Source organism: Bartonella sp. PS7NMGDW (genome assembly GCF_042193585.1).
Taxonomy (GTDB): domain Bacteria; phylum Pseudomonadota; class Alphaproteobacteria; order Rhizobiales; family Rhizobiaceae; genus Bartonella; species Bartonella grahamii.
In genome coordinates this window covers 1-18,167 of record NZ_JBHILX010000010.1, presented here as the reverse complement: position 1 = coordinate 18,167, position 18,167 = coordinate 1, and the positions used below count along the sequence as shown (strand labels likewise).

General features: G+C 37.6%; 14 protein-coding genes. 9 read left to right on the top strand and 5 right to left on the bottom strand.

What is annotated here, in order from left to right:
• The first annotated feature begins 174 nt into the window (after positions 1–174).
• From ACFIKJ_RS06700 to ACFIKJ_RS06675, 6 genes are all read left to right on the top strand, one after another.
• Positions 175–462, top strand: coding sequence for a hypothetical protein (locus ACFIKJ_RS06700; RefSeq protein WP_273791311.1), 288 nt, complete (start codon positions 175–177; stop codon positions 460–462).
• Between the two features lie 137 nt (positions 463–599).
• Positions 600–965, top strand: coding sequence for a hypothetical protein (locus tag ACFIKJ_RS06695; protein ID WP_375617995.1), 366 nt, complete (start codon positions 600–602; stop codon positions 963–965).
• Positions 966–1,663: 698 nt separating this feature from the next.
• Positions 1,664–1,990, top strand: coding sequence for a hypothetical protein (locus ACFIKJ_RS06690; RefSeq protein WP_375617996.1), 327 nt, complete (start codon positions 1,664–1,666; stop codon positions 1,988–1,990).
• Positions 1,991–2,080: 90 nt separating this feature from the next.
• Positions 2,081–2,878, top strand: coding sequence for a hypothetical protein (locus ACFIKJ_RS06685; RefSeq protein ID WP_375617997.1), 798 nt, complete (start codon positions 2,081–2,083; stop codon positions 2,876–2,878).
• 2,117 nt (positions 2,879–4,995) lie between these two features.
• The gene (locus ACFIKJ_RS06680) at positions 4,996–5,439 is read left to right on the top strand and encodes a hypothetical protein (RefSeq protein WP_375626316.1); all 444 of its coding nucleotides are present in this window, start codon (positions 4,996–4,998) and stop codon (positions 5,437–5,439) included.
• Between the two features lie 1,683 nt (positions 5,440–7,122).
• Positions 7,123–7,878: a DUF4167 domain-containing protein gene (locus ACFIKJ_RS06675; protein WP_375651937.1), complete on the top strand. Its 756-nt coding sequence runs from the start codon at positions 7,123–7,125 to the stop codon at positions 7,876–7,878.
• A gap of 816 nt (positions 7,879–8,694) precedes the next feature.
• Here the strand turns inward: ACFIKJ_RS06675 and ACFIKJ_RS06670 are convergent.
• The 4 genes from ACFIKJ_RS06670 to ACFIKJ_RS06655 all read right to left on the bottom strand — a co-directional run bounded on the left by ACFIKJ_RS06670 (position 8,695) and on the right by ACFIKJ_RS06655 (position 12,373).
• The gene (locus ACFIKJ_RS06670) at positions 8,695–9,144 is read right to left on the bottom strand and encodes a hypothetical protein (protein WP_375651938.1); all 450 of its coding nucleotides are present in this window, start codon (positions 9,142–9,144) and stop codon (positions 8,695–8,697) included.
• A 44-nt stretch (positions 9,145–9,188) separates the two neighbouring features.
• Positions 9,189–9,554 carry a hypothetical protein gene (locus ACFIKJ_RS06665; RefSeq protein ID WP_375648306.1) on the bottom strand — a complete coding sequence of 122 codons (366 nt, stop codon included), beginning with the start codon at positions 9,552–9,554 and terminating at the stop codon, positions 9,189–9,191.
• A 988-nt stretch (positions 9,555–10,542) separates the two neighbouring features.
• Positions 10,543–11,556, bottom strand: coding sequence for a sensor histidine kinase (locus ACFIKJ_RS06660; protein ID WP_375625400.1), 1,014 nt, complete (start codon positions 11,554–11,556; stop codon positions 10,543–10,545).
• 22 nt (positions 11,557–11,578) lie between these two features.
• A complete protein-coding gene (locus ACFIKJ_RS06655) occupies positions 11,579–12,373 on the bottom strand; it encodes a response regulator (RefSeq protein ID WP_375626310.1) in 795 nt (264 codons plus the stop codon).
• A gap of 169 nt (positions 12,374–12,542) precedes the next feature.
• On the opposite strand from ACFIKJ_RS06655, the gene ACFIKJ_RS06650 reads away from it, so the two are divergent.
• From ACFIKJ_RS06650 to ACFIKJ_RS06640, 3 genes are all read left to right on the top strand, one after another.
• On the top strand, positions 12,543–12,746 hold the full coding sequence (locus ACFIKJ_RS06650) for a NepR family anti-sigma factor (protein WP_015856821.1): 204 nt from the start codon (positions 12,543–12,545) through the stop codon (positions 12,744–12,746).
• 7 nt (positions 12,747–12,753) lie between these two features.
• Complete coding sequence (locus ACFIKJ_RS06645) at positions 12,754–13,308, top strand: RNA polymerase sigma factor (RefSeq protein ID WP_015856820.1); 555 nt, start codon at positions 12,754–12,756, stop codon at positions 13,306–13,308.
• 224 nt (positions 13,309–13,532) lie between these two features.
• Positions 13,533–14,948, top strand: a complete 1,416-nt coding sequence (locus ACFIKJ_RS06640) for a sensor histidine kinase (protein ID WP_375670363.1) — start codon at positions 13,533–13,535, stop codon at positions 14,946–14,948.
• Between the two features lie 860 nt (positions 14,949–15,808).
• On the opposite strand, the gene ACFIKJ_RS06635 is transcribed toward ACFIKJ_RS06640, so the two are convergent.
• Entirely contained in the window at positions 15,809–17,794 is a 1,986-nt protein-coding gene (locus tag ACFIKJ_RS06635) for a M23 family metallopeptidase (RefSeq protein WP_375625403.1), read from the bottom strand.
• Positions 17,795–18,167: the final 373 nt, after the last annotated feature.

Sequence of the window (18,167 nt, the reverse complement as noted above, 5' to 3'; positions counted from 1 at the left end):
GTCTGAGATTGTCTGAGATTGTCTGAGATTGTCTGAGATTGTCTGAGATTGTCTGAGATTGTCTGAGATTGTCTGAGGTTGTCTGAGGTTGTCTTGAAGAATGCAAGAGCCGTACAACGGAAAAAGATATTCAAATGTTTAATACGCGTTTAGCTTATCAAAAAGGGGGATATAATGGCACTTTTTCCATTTTCTATTGCTGATATTGATGATCCTGAATGTATTCGTGTGGTTCTTTATGCTAGCGGAAGAATGGGACATGCTCCTTTGAATGCTCTGTTGAAGCAAACACGTCAAGATCTCCAATGTTTTGATAAAATACAGACTCAAAATATTCTCCAACTTACACAGCGTTTGGATATTTTAGAACAACAATTGAAAACGATTATCAAAGATCTTGAAGATGTGAAACACAAACAAGACGCTGAAGAAGCGGATAAAAGTAAAACGATGGGTGATTAACCATCTCGATTTGTGTCTCTATGGGATTTAGCTCCTTTAAAGCAGTGAGATAGATAGTTGTGAACAGGATAGTTATTTGCCTGTCCATAGAGCATTTATTTTTTGATCAACCAAAAATGAAAAAGAGGTATTCTATAATGAAAAAATTGATTTTAATATTTTTAGCTTTGTGTCTTACTGGACCAGCTTCTGCACGTTTGTGGACTATTTCAGATGATTGTTCAGATATCGGCGGAACAATGGTTCGCTCACAAATCATCAATAATATTTCTGTCATTCCATATAAAAATTTGCAAGGGGTAAATATTCTCTCTGTTTTAGAAACGAGGCCTACAGAAGAGCCTGAAATGTCAAAAATTGTAGGAAGAACATTTCATATTCAAAGTCCTGAGATTGTTGAGCTGGCCTATAGAGCTTACAGTACATCGCAATTCGTTGATATTTGTTACAGAAGTAACTATTCAATCAATGTTATTCGAGGGCTGAGAGTGCGTGATAATTAAGCGTATTATCTGTATTCGTTGTGACTTAAATAGGCGATGCTTGGAAAATGGTCAATCTTCTACACTAAGGCTATTTTAACCCTAGCAGTTTTCTGATTTACAGTTTTTACTCAGAGTATAATCGTTCATGTTTTACAGAATTCATGAGTTATCGGTATTGAGGATCTATCTTAAGATATTCAACTACAGTTGATTCTATTTTAAACTGAGTGATTTTGCATCAATCGTCGTTTGAGCTTAGATGGCAATTTCATTCTAGCGTTTGGTGTTAGACAGATTTAAGCTTAGTGAGGCTGTAAATACGTGTCTTAATTGTCTTTGTTGACAGTATGCCGCTTGCGATAGGCAATAAATCATAGACACATTTTGAATCCGTAGAATGCACGTACATTAAAATGGCAGACATTGTCAGTGGTAGATATCGCCAATGGTAGAGCTTGTGCATGCGGTGTTTTGTTGTGTGCATGAGTCATCATTCACGCGGCATCAATAAGGGAAGGCTTTGCTGTAGAGCCTGTAAAATAAATCGTGCAACAGCGGGGATAGAGGTAAGAATAGACTGAGATGAGGCAGTCTTATCACGGGCTAAAGCTGGTTAAAATTCTCGTCTTTAAGGAGGCGAGGAGGTTAAAAATATCCATTAGATTGCATGGGGATGCATTTCATGTCCGTTGCAATAAATTTAAAAGAGGTAAATTATGAAAAGCTTTTTGAAAAAAATATCCATCGTTTTGGTGATAATAGCATTAACAACAGGTGTTTCTCATGCTGGAGTTTATGAACAAAACGGTTATCTTAATTCGGTTCAAGTCGTTAGCGCAGGAGCACAATGTCTCCTAGAGCTCAGATACGGTATCAGCCCTACTTCAGACATTCAAAAAGGTGTTTGGGGCTGTGATAACATTGTTGGAAAAAGTATTTTGGATTTGGCAAAAACCGCAGTCATTTTGAACAGAAAAGTAATGGTTATTTTTGAAGCGGGTCATGTGCCAGCAAAAAGGGTTTTAGCCATCACTTTAAAATAAGATCAATAGGGGTTTTTCTCCCTTTTTATATCTGTAACGCTTCAAGAGGTTACAGGTATAAAATATGGAGTGTATATCAAAGGTATAAAAATGTTTCAAAGAGCATTCTCAGTATTTTTAGTGACAGTTTTATTTTTTTTCTTTTCAGATGTAAATCTGTCATATGCTATTGATCCTCCCCATATGGTTTTCCGTATAGATGATCGCTCTCCATCTGTTATATTCTTTGGAGGAGGTTTTGCCCCTTGGGGGGATGATCAGGATATCATACATCATGTAACTGGGCACTCTCTTGCTCAACAGACTTCAGCATTTGTGTCTACAACTGCAAATATGGATGCAGTTTACAGAATGGCGCGGCAACAGATTGCTAATAATCCTGATGAAACGTACTGGCTATATGAAATTATTCCAGATATAAATTTTTATTATGTTCCTAACTCACTCTTTGATACAGCTATGTCTGCTGACAACGTTGTTCAACATGAACAAGTTATGGATCTTTATTATGCATATTTATGGCAGGATGAATGGGCTTCGCTGGGGGCAATCAATACAAATCATATATACTCTGCAAGAAGTATTATGCGGCAAGCGAATGGTGATATTGTCATTGGTCCTAGAACCTTTAATTCTCTTTTTGTTGCCGCTCCATCACAAGTAAATTCGGGGACACTTCCTTCACAAGATTACACTTTTTTATCAGCTTATTATTCTGATAGCGAGGATGCGTTATCTCCAATGTCACTGGCATTTCTTGTAGAATCCTGTAACAGCTCTTCATCCAGTGGTCATATGGAGCGTTCTGGGGATTCTTCCTGCAGCACATACAAACATTCTGTTGATGATATTATGTATAAAATGAATCTATGGTATGAAGCTCTTTAAAGAATTACAGCTATATCTTGCTATTTAATCAAAAACAAAAAAGTAGGAAGATAGCGCATTTCTGTTTTATTTGATTGGTTCTGATGCGCATAGTGCGTAGGGCAGAGAAAATTTTTCGGTATTATGAAGTGTGATAGGGGTGCTATAAAGCATAGGTGTGACATCATCAAAAATGGAAGCGTTGATTTAACAGTATTTGTTTACCTCGATTAGAAAATCCGTTCTTTTCTTTGTTTGGAGTTTTACATCAATAATTTCTTATCTTGTTGTCTTGCTGCTTTTTGAGAGTGCGGTGATAGAAGGCATGTAAGTTTTATATATTGAAGTGTTTGTGTGTGGTGAATATGGGGAGTGTTTTTTTCGTCATGTGATGAACTCTTCGGGCGGTGGGGATTTTGTCCATAAAGCGTCATAAAATATCGCTTTTTGTTCTATGGTGATAGAGATCCCATGAGGGGAAAAGACAAAGGGGAAAGTCAAGTGGATTTTGCGAGCCAATCATGTAAACTGGAACGAATTCCATGCGGATATAAATCAGGTTCTGTTTGTTTCATATAGCGCTATTTGTTGCATAACTTGTGATAGCCAATTCTCTAAATAAGGGGATTTGACCGGTAGAAGAAAAAAGGAATCATTACGAGACAGTAAGTGTGCTTGTTTCAGAATGTCTAATGCTTTTGCATGACATAAGGAACGCGAAACTCTGTCACGCCTTCCTTTCATATTTTCGAGTTTAGGGGTGTCCATATATTTTCTTCAACTTGATTTTTATGCATTGGACACAAGGGAGTTGAAGGCTAGGGAGTTGAAGGCTAGGGAGTTGAAGGCTAGGGAGTTGAAGGCTAGGGAATTGGATGCAAGAGATTGAGATATAAGAGATTTGGATACAAGAGATTGGGATGAACATTTTTGGGATAAGCAAAGCTAATATGTTACGCTCGTTGTTTTACAGCGCGTTTGATAAAAAGCTAGGACATCTTTCCAATCCATTATGTATGTAACCTTAAGGCGTTGTTTTCTTAAGAGAGTGCAGAGCTTTTTTTGTTGCTTGTCAATCAACATCAAATTTCAAAGCTGTAGCATGTTTGAGAGAAAGAAGAATGAGAGCCTTACGGATTCAGAAGGGCAAAACTCTCTGGGCAACTCCAGCTTTTGTAAGCTAGATTTTATGTATAGCAGATGAGGGCTGTATTTGAGTGATTTCTGAAATAGGAAGACAGCCTTATTGAGAAAAAATATAAAGGCATATTAATCACTCTTCGGACTATCATCTTTTTCCTTTATAATTTTCAAAACTATCTATAGCAATATTATTTAAATAATGAAGATAATGCCTTATGCTTTTATGTATCGTGTGTCTTCTTGGGATCATGCCTCTCACATAAAAACAGAATGCCTCAAATATTAAAATATTATTTGTCTCCGAATATACATTTATTGCATATTCATGGACTTGTTTTTAAAGAGATATCCCACTCCCAAGTCCCTTTTACAAGAACACTCGTCAATGGTATAGGGGTAAAGCCCCTATGAAATGTATAAAACTTATAAGGTATCTCCCTCATTTTTATGCTTCATAAAAGTGCAGGTTGGTACTCTCATATATTTTTCCAGTTTCCAATGTTACGAAAGCCTTGGTTCGTGAGACGATTCATAAGAGGCATATGCCTTTTTTGTACAGTTTTTAATCCACATGCCAGCTCCGCTTGTAACTTGCAAGCGACATGGTTTTGATTGTTTCAACAGAAAACAAATTTAGGATGAGAGAATCCTGTGGTATTCGGGTCTCTCATTCAATATGAAAAAACAATAAATACTCTTTATAAATCAATGTGATGTATCTTAAAGAAGACGAATTGTTTATAAAGCCGCATGGATGAAGAATCTTCGTCTTTTAAGGTGGTGAAAGAAAATCATAATCCCTATTTTTTCATAAAGGGCGTGAGAAAAGTCTTTCACAAAAATTTTATACGATAAAAATTATACAATAAAAAAAGAGAGTCTTTTAACATAAGAGTCTTGATCGTTTGCTGCTATAACCTGTATTGTGTACACAGATACTGCTATCATTTTTTACTGTAAAAGCTTCTCTTGGGATATTAAAGGGTACAATCTTTATGGAAAGAAGAATCCGCGCAAGGCAAAAGGCTTATTTAAAAAGATTATATCGCAAGATTGCTTTTGTTTGCATAATACTTTTTTGTATAGTGATTTTGTGTTTTGTTGTTGCAAAGGTGGTCAGTTATTTTTCTTCTCATAAAAAAATAACACAACAAGCATCTGTTGAATTGGTTATTCCTGTTTTTGATCTGCGCGTATATTGCAAGGAAATTTCTGCTTCCGTTATGCCCGATATGAAAAGAGAAGTTTATCAGCATTGTCTTAATTTGGAAAGTGAGGCCTATTTTGCTATTCGTGAAATGTGGGATAAGCTTTCTGATACTGCAAAAAAACAATGTTTGACGATGGTACGACCTGGGGATGGAAATTATTTTCTCTTACGCGATTGTTTTCTCAATGAAAAAGAAAATAAAAAAGGCAAAAGACGCAATTACTTTTAAGTTTTTATACGGAAAGTTAAAAGGATGCGAATTTTGATGAAAAGATAAAAACCCCTTAAATTACGATCTGCCTCGAGACCAATAGAAATTTTATTTATTTATCTTGTTATATTGCACTTCTTATTTAAGGTGTTGCGACATAAGGCATGGATGCCTCCTTGAAATGTTTAAAGGGGCGTGGTGGAGTTTTAGGAGGATTTGTTGAGCTTTTTTAAGGGAAATAACAGGCGTGGGAAATCCATTTCGTAATGGTTCTGGTGAAGGGTATAATGGTAAAGCCTCTCATGAAGTGTATAAAATTTATAGAGCATGTTCATCTTTACGTTTCAAAAAAGAGTAAGCTCCAAGTACTATCTTACACTGTGCTCGTTCCCAATGGTGCCTCTCGACAGCCCGTAAGCCTTAGAGATGGTTCATAAGAGGCACTTTTAGCCTTTCTTTATCGTTTTTACTCTACGCAGGCTTTTCCGAGTGTAACATGCAAGAAAAAGAGATTGATTCAATAGTAAACAGATTGAGGATGAAAAATCCTACGGTATTAAGTTTTCTTACTTAATACAAAAATATGAATTATCATTATAAATTAATTCAGTGTACGAATTTTACAAGAATTTTGATTGTTGACAGAACAGTGTGACTTGAGAACCTTCGTTCTTTGAGGGCGTAAGTCAATAGACATGACAAAAATGAGTAAAAAACTTCCTTTTATAAACATTCAAGGCTGCTTCATGCGTAAAGTGCTGTGCTGGGTTTACAAATGTGCTTGTTTTATAATTCCAGTTTTCTTTATCAGAAAAGATAAGAGAGGAAATGCGTTATGCCATTCTTATTGATAGTTTTTGAGGAGAGTATCTTTTTGAGAAGAAGCTGATTTTTAGGAAAGTGTGACATATTGGTCATTTTTTTCATAATTTGATATTTTTTTGTATTTAAATATTTTGTTTTTAGGCTCAATTTGTTATAAATAAAGGCTGTGATTAACTTAAAAAATGCATGGGTAAAAATAGAAATTGATAGTATCGGGCTTATTTAGGAAAGAAGATTAATCTCTTGGTGATTATAGGGCTTGAATAATACTTCGTATTAATCTATCTATAAAGATCAAGAGGTTTTGTGAAGCGATCGTGGATTATCGCTCGCAAAGGGGTTGCTTTAGCGATGAAGAGAGGCTATATTCATAAAATAAAGAGGTTCGCGCGGTGACTCGCTGGGATGGAAGTGCTTGTGAGTTAAATGCACGAGGGGGTAGAGGATATCGGCGTTTTTAGGAGCGGTGGTTTTAGAGCAAAAAAGGAAGCTTCTAATATTCTCTGGCAGGAATTTTTCTTTGTCAGGTGTGTTGTGTGTGTGTGTTTCCCTTTTTGTTTTCCACAAGATAATTATTTTTTTAGTGAAATATGGTTTATTTTAAAAAAAACACTTGGCATTTTACGTGAACATCATTAGGTTTCTGCTGTTTAACAGAGAAAGAGGGAATTTTTAATTTACGATTTCCCTGCTGTTTTATGATTTTCAAGAAAATATATGCTTTTATCAATATCAGTAGGGTTCGTTTGAGTAAAATAAACGCGGATAGCTTGATAACCGTATGTTAAAAATGATTAGCATTATCAAAAGGTAATGCAATGAGGAAGAGTCAATTAAGACATACATATAAGACAAACACTCCAAAAAGGGATAAAGATGAGGCCACAACAAAATAGACGGGTACGCGGTCGCAACAATAACAATAATGGTAATAGCAATAATAATCGTCGCGGTCCTAATCCGTTGTCTCGCAATTATGAAAGTAGCGGTCCGGATGTTAAAATTCGCGGGAATGCTCAGCAAATTGCCGATAAATACATAAGCCTTGCGCGTGATGCACAAGGTGCGGGTGATCGTGTTATGTCGGAGAATTATTTACAACATGCCGAGCACTATTTGCGTATTATTTTAGCAGCAGCTGGACAAATGTCTCAATCGGTTCGACGTGATGAAAATCGTGGTGATGAAAATCGTGATGAAAACAACGAGCAAGAATGCGGTGAAATAAATCTTGACGGTGAAAAAAAGGATACTGTCGAGGATGATACAGATGTATTACAGATGCCGTCGCAAAAAAATGGTAATGGCCAATATGCTAAAACGCAAAATGGGGATGCGCGTGAAAATGCTTTAGAGGCTCTATCGGATGAAAAAACCGATCAAGAGCACTGTCGCTCTGAGAAAAATGTTGAACCCGTCAAAAAAACACGTCGTTCTCCCCGTCGACGTACTGTACGGACCCAAGATGAATCATCTCTTGAGCTTTCACTTACAACAGCAGAAAGCACGAGCAATGGAGATGCATCAACAGCAACAAAAGAGGTTTCTTCGTTGCCTGGATTAAGTGAGGGGATACAGAGAAAACCGCGCCGTCGCCGAGTGGTCAATCTTGAAGCAGAGGAAAATGTTTAAATCTTCAGGGATTCTGTGTAAGCGCTTGTGGTGATGTTATTGGTATCATGATAGTAAATATATATGCTTAAGAAGCTTCTTGCGCTTTGTTTGAATTTTCACGGGCAGTATTAGGAACTTAACGAAGGGGGTTGACCGAAAAGATTGCCTCTTTACTGGGATTTAAGTGAGGGAATACAGAGAAAAGCACATCCGTGTATTTTAAGAGGCAGTTCTTGTATGAAGAACGCAATGTCGTTGTTTTATTTATTCATACTTATATTTAATATTGTTCAATGTATTTATGCCCATTTTGCGATGGTGCTCATGAATTCTATCATGTGAAATACATCGGTTATCTTTGCTTAATAAAAGATGTAAGCTGGGCGTTATTGCGTTAATTTTCAATGTTGAAACAGTTCTTCTTTTGATATCGGATCATTCATAAGAGGTATTTTTATTCATCCATTTCCTTGCTGGGATATGTGAGCAAATGATTTTGATTCAGTTCCTTATGAACAGATTTGAAAGGGGAGAATCTTACAGTATTTGAGGTTCTCGTTTGACATGCAAAATAAATCATCACTATAAATTAATTATGTTGAATTTTTGCACTCAAGAAGATGCCTTTCTTGCATGTTCATTAGATTTTCCCAAGCGATGTCAGTTTTCTTAAAAATGGGAATGCGTTGACAGAAAGGTTTCTTCTTTTCCGAGATTAGGTCAGGAGATACAGTGAAAAATCTACCGTTTCCCAAGTGGTCGTATCTTGAAGCAGAGGAAAATGTTTAAATCTTCAGGGATGCTATGTAAGCGCTTATGGTGATGTTCGTTTGCTTAATGAGGCATTATCTTCGAACTTTCTTTTGTTGTTTCAACAGAAAGAACGGCGATTAGTGCACCGGTGTGATAATTGTAAATCATAAATTTTATTTGTCCATCAGGGGTTAAAACTTTCAGTACAATATTGTGTTCTGAGAGGCTTTGCGACAAAATCTGTGTTTTTTCCGGTAGAGAGAGCGTATGATGGATAACGTGTGGGGTTTTGCTGGGAGAGGAAGATAGCTCTGTTTGTTTTGGCGCTGATCCGGTTGTTATCACTTTATAAACAATTAAAAACAGTACAGTTAGAATAAGGAAAAGCGTTATTAAAACGGAAATAATCATTAAACCCATAAGTTTTTTTCTCACTCGTTCTACAGCAGGATCTAAAGGGAGATCTTGAGGCAGAGAGTTTTGCTCTGTGTGATGGTCTTTTGAAGGTTGCATGCGCTTATTATCAATCATGTCTTTCATTGAGTATTTTTTTGAGATCTGATGGGTTTATGCTTTTAAAGTTTTTTCTGCAAGAGGTTTGTGGAAGAAGAATGCAAAAGAGGAAGCGATGTTGGTAAAATACCTTCTTTCTGGACTGTAGATATCTTGTTATTTACGTTTTGGCTTTTAAGCAGGAAATTTCCACGGTTTGTTACAGACCAGATCAATTTTACTTCTTGTTGATGTAAATCTGCATGGACGTTTATACATTGAGCAAAAATTTGTTGTCCAGAAAATGAAAACTTTTTTGTGGACGGTATCATGGATTGTTCACATGCTTGAGCCGTGGGATAGATTTTAACCATTGTATTGTTCGAATAGCAACTATTAAAATCATCTGTACATGAAACTAATAAGAGGATAAAAACAAGGGGGGTCATCAATTATTTTCCAAATGAGAGGTTGACAGAGCGGACTCCAATTTGTCAGCTTAGAGGACTCTTCACTGTTAAACGGTTTCAAAGTTTTTTAGTTCCGCGTTTGAGATGCCATTCTATATTGAATTATTCAAAGTCATTGGCTTGCACGTCATAAAAGGGTGGGTATGGGCTTTGTGTTGGTGAGAAATATTTGAAAAAAGACTAAAATGCCTCTTATGAACGCTCTCAGAGGTCAAGGGCTGTTGTAACATGAGGGACAAATGGTATGATGATGCTCGCTACTACTTTTATGAAGTGAAAAGAGGCATGAAGGTACAGAAGGATGTGGAGTAAAAAGGGGCGTGTTTGAGGGTTCACTTTACGGGGGCTATTAATTATGTTTTATTTACAGACACTGTTTTGATTTGAAATGAGCGTGGATACGCTGGCAAATATTAAAAAAGTGCGTGAATCAAAGACACAAGCGTATTCTGTTATAGGGTGTCCTATTGTACATGAAGAGAATATCTCCATTAAAGAATGCGATAAATACAAGCATAAAATGTGTAATTTTCATCAATTGATTGTCGTTGTTGTGGTTGCTTTAAGCCCGTAAAGCTGAAGAGTGATGATGGATGTTAGCTTTACTTCTTGAAATTTCATATTCTGCCAAAATGAAATTGTATGCGCATTGCGAAAATGACACAAAAAGAGGTGGGTAATAGACTCGCTTTTATTTGGCATATAAAAGCTGAAACGGTTTGCGCTTCATCGTTTTGGTTCTTGTTTTAAAATATGCGGTTATATAAGAGATGGAAGTTGATTGACAGCGGGAATGGACTTTATGTGGCTTTCAGTTCTCATCTTTAAGGTTTTTGGGAACTATTGGGGGATTATAGAGCTGGGTTTAAAGGGGTGGAAAATATCTTTGTGCTTAATAAAACAGATGAGAAATTTTGCTAAAAAAAGGGGAAACTTCTCTTGTTTATTTATTGTTTAAAATGCTCTTTTAAGAAAAAATATCAAAATAAGTATCAGGAACAGAGAGGCAATAGACAATTCCTTCTTGTGTCAATTTGAGGGAAGCTGAACCATTCACGGAAATGGGAACGATTTTTTCGAGAACGGCACTACCAAAACAGGCTTTTTTATTGTTTGTGGGAGGGATGCCGGATTCAAAACTTTCATGCCAAGTGATGATAAGTTGCGTTTTGCCATTCGGTTTTGTTTCGATTTCACAACGTACACAGATGCTCCCCTTTTCTTGGGAAAGGGCTCCAAAAGAAAGAGAATTGACAATCAGTTCATGAAAAGCCAAACCAATATGCAAAGCGGCATTGGGAAAAAGATAAGGATCTACGCCTTCAAGTGAAAAACGTTTTGTTTCTTTCATAAAATAGCCTAAAGCCTGCGTTTGGACCAATTCGCGAAATTGAGCACCACGCCAATCGGAATCAGTGATCAGATCTTGAGAATGAGAAAGAGAATGAAGACGACCTTGAAATTTGCGTAAGAAAACCTGAAGAGATTCAGTATAGCGCGCGGTTTGGCTAGCAATACTTTGAATGATCGCTAAAAGGTTTTTAGAACGGTGACTGACTTCGCGAAGAAGGATTTTAAGCACTTGTTCACGGCGGCGTAAGCCGGAAATATTAACACCGGTGGTGATAATACCGATAATGTCTTCGTTATCATTGCGGTGGCAATCAATAGAAAATTTGTACCAAATCTCTTGTTTGTTTGTATCTTCAAAACGTGCTTCAACAGTTTGCATTTTGCCACTCGCTAAAACTTGCAGTTTGATGGTTTCCATATTGTCTGCAAGGTCAAGCGAAAAAAAGTCGCTGTCACGACACCCAACCCGCCATTTATTGTGCAAATGGTGCGGCAAGTTTTCAGCCCATAAATAAACCAGATTTGTTGCCTGATAGAGAACACAAATATCAGCACCACGAATCGCTTGCATGAGCGCACTCATATGAGATCTATCCATGGGAGGCTTTGAAAGAGGCGTAACGATCATAATTTTAAGATGTTACTCTGTTCTAAGCCGCTTTAGAAGCATTCTCTTGAAAAAATAAAGCTTGAGAAATAAGCGCTTTCACCATATCCGGGTTGAAAGGTTTGGTCACTAAAAAAGTTGGTTCTGGACGCTCGCCGGTCAGCAGCCTTTCAGGAAAAGCCGTGATGAAAATCACTGGTATACGGTCATTTTTCAAAATCTCGTTGACCGCGTCAATACCTGAACTGTTATCGGCTAATTGAATATCAGCCAAAATCAACCGTGGTTTTTTCTTATGATACATGATGACAGCTTCATCACGCGTGCGCGCTATTCCTACAACATGATGACCTAGGCTTTCTACCATTTGCTCAATATCAAGCGCAATAAGAGGTTCATCTTCAATAATCATTACTTCAGTGGCAATTTGTTGTGAAATATCAATGGATGCTTGGTTGAGAAGCTTGCGGAATTCTTTTGTATCCAGATTCATGATTTCGCTGGCTTCTCGTTCATGAAATCCTTCAACGGCAATGAGCAAAAATGCTTGGCGTGCACGGGGCGTGAGATAGGATAATTTGGCACTTGTTTTTTGTTCAAGACCAAATTGGGGCAGGGGTTCAGGGATGTTCGGTGTGGTTTGGTCAAAAAGATGGCAAAAAAGCCAATAGGTACCAATTCGGTCACTGGATGCTTTGGGAAAAATGGAGATATCGGCGATGAGTGCTTCCAACATCGCGGATACATAAGCATCGCCAGAGGATTGGCTACCGGTGACAGAGCGGGCAAAACGCCGAAGATAGGGAAGATGCGGGGCAATGCGCGTTGATAATGACATAATTTATAACTCCTTTGACCTTTCAAGCATTTTGTTGATTGAAATTCTCAGCCGGTAAAAAAGTTCCTTGATTTGTATGGAACTTTTTACCGACAGCTATATTTACAACCATAAGGCGAAAAAATTCTTCGCGGTGCTACTGATATTATATGGATTAGGGGGATGAAAAATGAACGACCGTGATGAAAAAAATCTCACCACACAATTTACAGTTGGAGATGATCTTCTCGGGGTCAATAGCGAAATAGCACGGAAGTTACGTCAATTTTACATGGAAATTCAAGAAGAAGCACTGCCACGGTGTTTGCTTGAGCTTTTAGAGAAGTTGGAGCGCGCAGAGCAATTTGGCTTAAACAATGTGGAAAAGGTTTGAATCCTTTATGTCAAAGTGCGCGAAAAACTTTAAACAAGAACTTCTTTTGGTGTTGCCGGCTTTACGAGCTTTTGCTGTTTCTTTAAGTGGTAAGCAGGATAAAGCCGAAGATTTGGTCCAAGATACTGTTATGAAGGCATGGGCCAAGCAAGATAGTTTTGAGATGGGAACCAATCTTAAGGCTTGGCTTTTTACCATTTTGCGCAATGAATTTTACAGTCAAATGCGTAAAAAGGGAAGAGAAGTTCAAGATACCGATGGCGTGTTTACTCAAAATGTCGCTGTTCATCCGGCTCAATATGGATCGCTTGATTTGCAAGATTTCAAAAAAGCCTTAAATTTGCTTTCTGCCGATCAAAGAGAAGCCATTATTCTCATTGGCGCATCGGGGTTTTCTTATGAGGATGCTGCGGCTATTTGTGGTTGTGCTGTTGGAACCATTAAAAGCCGTGTGAGCAGGGCGCGTAATCGATTACAAGAACTTCTCAAGGTGGATGGTGAGTCTGATTATGGTCCTGATTCTTATTCAGCTGGAAGTACATTGTGTTCATTTAACGGCTAAAAAAGCATAATAATTATGATCGATAGCCTTGTTTTTTTTATTCCCGTTATAGCTATTACAGTAAAGTCAGTATCTGAGGAAATTCAGAGTGTTTGGCGTGTATCCTTAGGAACACAAGAAAAGCCTGTATAAACTTTCCCACGGGCTTTAGGTTTTATTTTCCATAAGGTTGCCTTCCTTTGTGCTGAAAAATGACGACTTTCAAGTTCGCCAATGGACATTCTATGACAACAAAAACAAATTTGATGCCTCAAATGCCTTCTTCTGATGCAACGATATCACGCTGGCGGTGGTGTGCGATTGTTGTTTCTCTTGTTATGGCTCTTTTGGCATCGGTTTTTATTATGTTGCTTTCAAATGCCGTTGATCGAGAAGTCGCACAGTTGAATACAAGTTCAGAATTGCGTGAACAGGCTGATTTGGTCCTTATTAGCTTGATTGATATGGCTGTTGCTGATCGCAGCTATGCAAAAACGCGCAAGGCGGAAGATAAAATACGTTTTGAAAATGCAGAGCGGGAGTTGGGGGATATTCTCGATTATATTGCACTTATTGTTTATGCGCATCCACAATGGGATGAATGGTTTACGGCTTTTAAAAAAGAGGTTGAAGCACGAAAAGCATTTATGAATGCCCATATGCATGCTCTTGATACGATTCCTGAACAACCTTCTCAAGCTGCCTCTTTTGAAGGATCAAAGATTCCTGTGGCACGTTTAGCTCAATTGATGACAAGCTTTATTAATGGGGATGATGTGGTGCGACAAAAACAGCGTGAGGGTATCGCATTAATGCGGGCTGCTTTGACATTGGCGGCTATTGTTTCTGTTGTGAGTACTTTTATTTCTGCCTATTTTGTTATTAATCGTTTTCATCGTGATGTGCGCTCTTTAAAATTGTATCAATTGCTGCTTCATAGCGAAAATATCGCTCTGGAAGCCCGCGTGAAAGAACGGACACAAGAATTAGAAAGAGCACGCAATCACGCTGAAAAAGAACGCCAACGGGTTGAAATATTATTGCAGGATGCAAGCCATCGCATTGGCAATTCTCTTGGGACGGTGTCTTCTTTGCTGGGGCTCCAGTTAAACCGGAGCAAAAATGAAGAGGTACGTTCTGTTCTAGGAGCTGCGCGTGATCGTATTCAGACAATTTCTACAGCACATCGTCGTTTGCGCTTAAGTGATGATATGGAAACGACTTTATTGGCAGAGTTTCTCAGTTCTGTTGTGCATGATGTCGAATTGGCAGTCCCTTTTGAATTGCGTGAAAACATCACCATTCACACCAATTTTAAAGATTGTCGCCTGTCTTCAAGAGATGCGACAACACTTGGAATTATTCTTGGTGAACTGCTGACAAATTCCTTAAAACATGCCTTTCCTGATCAACGTACGGGTCATATTTATATCTCCTTTGGTCCCCAGAAAGATGGACAATTGATGCTCATTGTAGAAGATGATGGCGTGGGAATGAAAAGCCAAACTTTAGAACAAAAAACAGGACTTGGTCGTGTGGTCGTGGAACAGCTCTGTATGCAATTTGGTGAGAAACCTCTGTTTGAAACTTCTGCTTTGAGGGGCACAAAGATTGTCATTCCTTTGCCAAAACTCAGTATGAATAGTTCAAAAAAACTCTGATTGATTTTTTTAAGAGATAAATTCTTTACTCTCTGCTTGTTCGCTTTAATAAAAATGAGAATAAAATATGACTTAGATAACACGAACACAGCACCATTCATTTTAGCTTGTCAATTGTTTTCAAGAGAAGAAAATTTTCTTCTTCATCTTTTGCTCTCTTTGTTTTTCGCTTTGTTTACTCCGATTATCGGCTTTTAAAATTCTCTTTTTTTGTATGTTTTATAGCTTTGAAGTGCTTAAGTTAAAATTTAAATTTATTTTGAATAAGAGCTCCTTTAAGCCAATAATAATACTTATATTAGTAAGCTCTATTTCTTTGCGAAGAGATTGTTTTTTCAAGTTTTGTTATTTTTTGTAAGGCATGTAAAACTTTAAATATGGGGTGTTTTTGTAAAAGTGTGTAACGAATATTCTTAAGGATAACTTGCTCATAAAGTTTATGAAACACCGTTTTTTAGGGCTATGAACAGCATAAGCATTCAACAAGTGAAATCTCTTCAACAAGAAGTCTGGTTGTTTATAGAATGATATGGGTTTTAGAATCTTCATCCTTGAGAAAAAACTTACCTTTGATTAAAATTTTATTGCATGGAAAACAAAGGGATTTTTATCGTTTTGATAAAACAAACAAGAAGAGTTAGCCTTTTTGGATTTCATATTTTGCACTTTTCTATCGTGCATAAACATGCAAAGGGGAGGGCGTTTTATTTTTAATCATTGTTATGGCAGCCTTGGGTGGTGGCATATTTCGGCGTATTCTTTACAGATATTTAAAGTGCGGAAATCTCTTTGAGAAAAATAAGCGCTAAAGCATATTTTTTAGATGTTTTGAGTCGTAAAAATGCAGATGCTTTTATGCTTTAAGTATCTTCAGAGGGGGGTATCGGGCTGTTGATCAAGGCATCAATATTGTTTTTTTCTTGGAGGAATGTTTGTAGGTCTTGATTGGTTAAGGCTTTGCTATCCGGTATACGGATGCGCATAGGATCAACTTTGATGCCATTGACAATGATTTCAAAATGACAATGGGGTCCGGTTGCCATGCCTGTTGATCCAACATAGCCAATAATTTGTCCTTGTCGTACTTTCACGCCTGGTTTGATGTCTGGTGCATAACGGCTTTGGTGTGAATAACTGCTGACATATCCATTGGCATGTTGAATTTCCGTGTGATTTCCATAGCCGCCTGTTACGCCTACTCTTGTGACAATACCATCTCCTACAGCAATAATGGGTGATCCTTTAGGAGCAACCCAGTCAACACCCGTATGCATGCGAATATAGCCTAAAATAGGATGTTTGCGTGGACCAAAGGGGGAGCCAAAAATCCCATTTGGTGTGGGTTTTCGCAGCAAGAAAGGCTTTGAACTCTTCCCTTCAGAATCATAATAATCAACGCTTCCATCTTTTAATTGATAACGGTAATATTTATAAGTTGTATTCCCAAAAGTTGCACTAATATAACGAATTTCTGGATCAGTGTTTTTGGATGCTTCCTTTGCTTTCAAGTTCTTTTTGCCGTTTTTGTTTTCTTTATCGCTTTGTGGTACGGCATAAAATATTTCGATTTGATCATTGGGGGTTATCGGACTTTTCATGTCAATATTGGTGGCCAGCAGACGAATGAGACGATGAGAGAGAGATTGTGATATATTATGGCTTAGCAAAGCACTATAGAGTGCATCATAAGCTGTTGGTAATTGCGCGCTATTGATATAAGAATGCGGAATACCATTTTGAAAAGCCGTTTTAAGAGCTTTAGACATTTTAGGCTCTGTGCTTTCAATGAATTGGCCTTTATCATTTAGCGCAATGGTGAGAACATGATACATCCCTTGATAGATACTTGCGCGTACGAGATGATCTTCTTCACCAGCTTGTGTCACGATGCCAATGCGTAAAAGACTTCCCTCTTTAAGGGTATCGGAAAGGCTCATTTTTTCTAGCGTTTTTACAACCTGTTCAATTTGCTTTTTTGTATAACTGGTTTTTTTGAAAGCATCGGCTATCGTTTGTTTTTTACGAATAGGAATAATATCTTCAACATAGTTTTTTGTCAGATCGATACGGTGACTTTGAGGAGAAACGGTTACATTTTCTTGCACAATGCGAACTTCAGGGGATTCTGTACCTTGGGAATCAGTAGATGCATCTTCTAACTTTAAAGGATCAATCAATGTGAGAACTGAAAGAAGTTCGGTACTTTTTTCTAACGTAAACCCAGCTTTTTGCACTTCTTGTTGTGCCTCTTCATCTGTCAGCGTATCGTTGTCATCAAAATCGAATTGATTTACCTTAAAATCATAGCTGCGTAAGGTGATTTTTGTTTCAACCTTTGCTCCATAAATCTGTCCAGAATCTTGTGGTTTGGCACTTTGATTTTTCGAATCACTGGCAAGAATGCTTAAAGAATCAAATTTTGGATAGCTATATTTTTGGGGGCGCTTTTCAGCTAAAGCCATACGAATCCATTCAAAATGTTGTGTTTGAATGACTTGTTCATCGCCTTTTTTTTGCAGAATCGATAGTTCAAATTGACGTTTGCTGTCAAAGCTTTGCCGTGCATGGGTGGGAGAAATACGATCCCCTTTATATCCATTGGCCTCAGGATCTTGTGTGTGTGAGAGATTTTCATTTGTAAACCATTGTGGAGGGGTTACCAATCGCTGTTGTTCATCAAGAGCCGTAAAAAGTGCAATACCCATAAGAATGCAGGAAGTGATTCCTGTTAGAACGGTTCCCGTAAGCCAACGGGCCGAAACTTGTCGGCGCGCAGGACGCAAGCGTTTGACGACAAGAGCAGGGTCCTGTCCGGGATCGTTTTTTTGTTGTTCGTTATCCCACATAGATTCTAAGAGTACTTTTTCAATATTAAATAAAGAGAGCTAGCATAGCTTAGCATGTTTCTACAAGAATTTGATTCTTTTTACAAATTACAGATCATACGAATTCTCTTTATACAGCAATGTCTTTATGAATCGTACCTGTGCAGAAAAATTTCCTTATTAAAGTAACATAAAACAAGCGTTATTGTGATTAATCCATTCCTAGGCGCTTCCTATTTTTATGCATTGCAATGGGGTGCTATATTTTACTTTAAAGGCGCTATGCTCCCTTTAACTCTTTCTGTTTTCATGTTTTATTTTTATTTTAGTGTAATGTATTGAAATACAACCAGATGTTTATGTTATTTTATTTTAAAAAAAGTAAAAAATGATA

What these genes read in the sequence shown, in the direction of transcription:
- ACFIKJ_RS06700 (WP_273791311.1), top strand. Translation starts at nt 175, where the DNA reads ATGGCACTTTTTCCATTTTCTATTGCTGATATTGATGATCCTGAATGT.
- ACFIKJ_RS06695 (WP_375617995.1), top strand. Translation starts at nt 600, where the DNA reads ATGAAAAAATTGATTTTAATATTTTTAGCTTTGTGTCTTACTGGACCA.
- ACFIKJ_RS06690 (WP_375617996.1), top strand. Translation starts at nt 1,664, where the DNA reads ATGAAAAGCTTTTTGAAAAAAATATCCATCGTTTTGGTGATAATAGCA.
- ACFIKJ_RS06685 (WP_375617997.1), top strand. Translation starts at nt 2,081, where the DNA reads ATGTTTCAAAGAGCATTCTCAGTATTTTTAGTGACAGTTTTATTTTTT.
- ACFIKJ_RS06680 (WP_375626316.1), top strand. Translation starts at nt 4,996, where the DNA reads ATGGAAAGAAGAATCCGCGCAAGGCAAAAGGCTTATTTAAAAAGATTA.
- ACFIKJ_RS06675 (WP_375651937.1), top strand. Translation starts at nt 7,123, where the DNA reads ATGAGGCCACAACAAAATAGACGGGTACGCGGTCGCAACAATAACAAT.
- ACFIKJ_RS06670 (WP_375651938.1), bottom strand. Translation starts at nt 9,144, where the DNA reads ATGATTGATAATAAGCGCATGCAACCTTCAAAAGACCATCACACAGAG.
- ACFIKJ_RS06665 (WP_375648306.1), bottom strand. Translation starts at nt 9,554, where the DNA reads ATGACCCCCCTTGTTTTTATCCTCTTATTAGTTTCATGTACAGATGAT.
- ACFIKJ_RS06660 (WP_375625400.1), bottom strand. Translation starts at nt 11,556, where the DNA reads ATGATCGTTACGCCTCTTTCAAAGCCTCCCATGGATAGATCTCATATG.
- ACFIKJ_RS06655 (WP_375626310.1), bottom strand. Translation starts at nt 12,373, where the DNA reads ATGTCATTATCAACGCGCATTGCCCCGCATCTTCCCTATCTTCGGCGT.
- ACFIKJ_RS06650 (WP_015856821.1), top strand. Translation starts at nt 12,543, where the DNA reads ATGAACGACCGTGATGAAAAAAATCTCACCACACAATTTACAGTTGGA.
- ACFIKJ_RS06645 (WP_015856820.1), top strand. Translation starts at nt 12,754, where the DNA reads ATGTCAAAGTGCGCGAAAAACTTTAAACAAGAACTTCTTTTGGTGTTG.
- ACFIKJ_RS06640 (WP_375670363.1), top strand. Translation starts at nt 13,533, where the DNA reads ATGACAACAAAAACAAATTTGATGCCTCAAATGCCTTCTTCTGATGCA.
- ACFIKJ_RS06635 (WP_375625403.1), bottom strand. Translation starts at nt 17,794, where the DNA reads ATGTGGGATAACGAACAACAAAAAAACGATCCCGGACAGGACCCTGCT.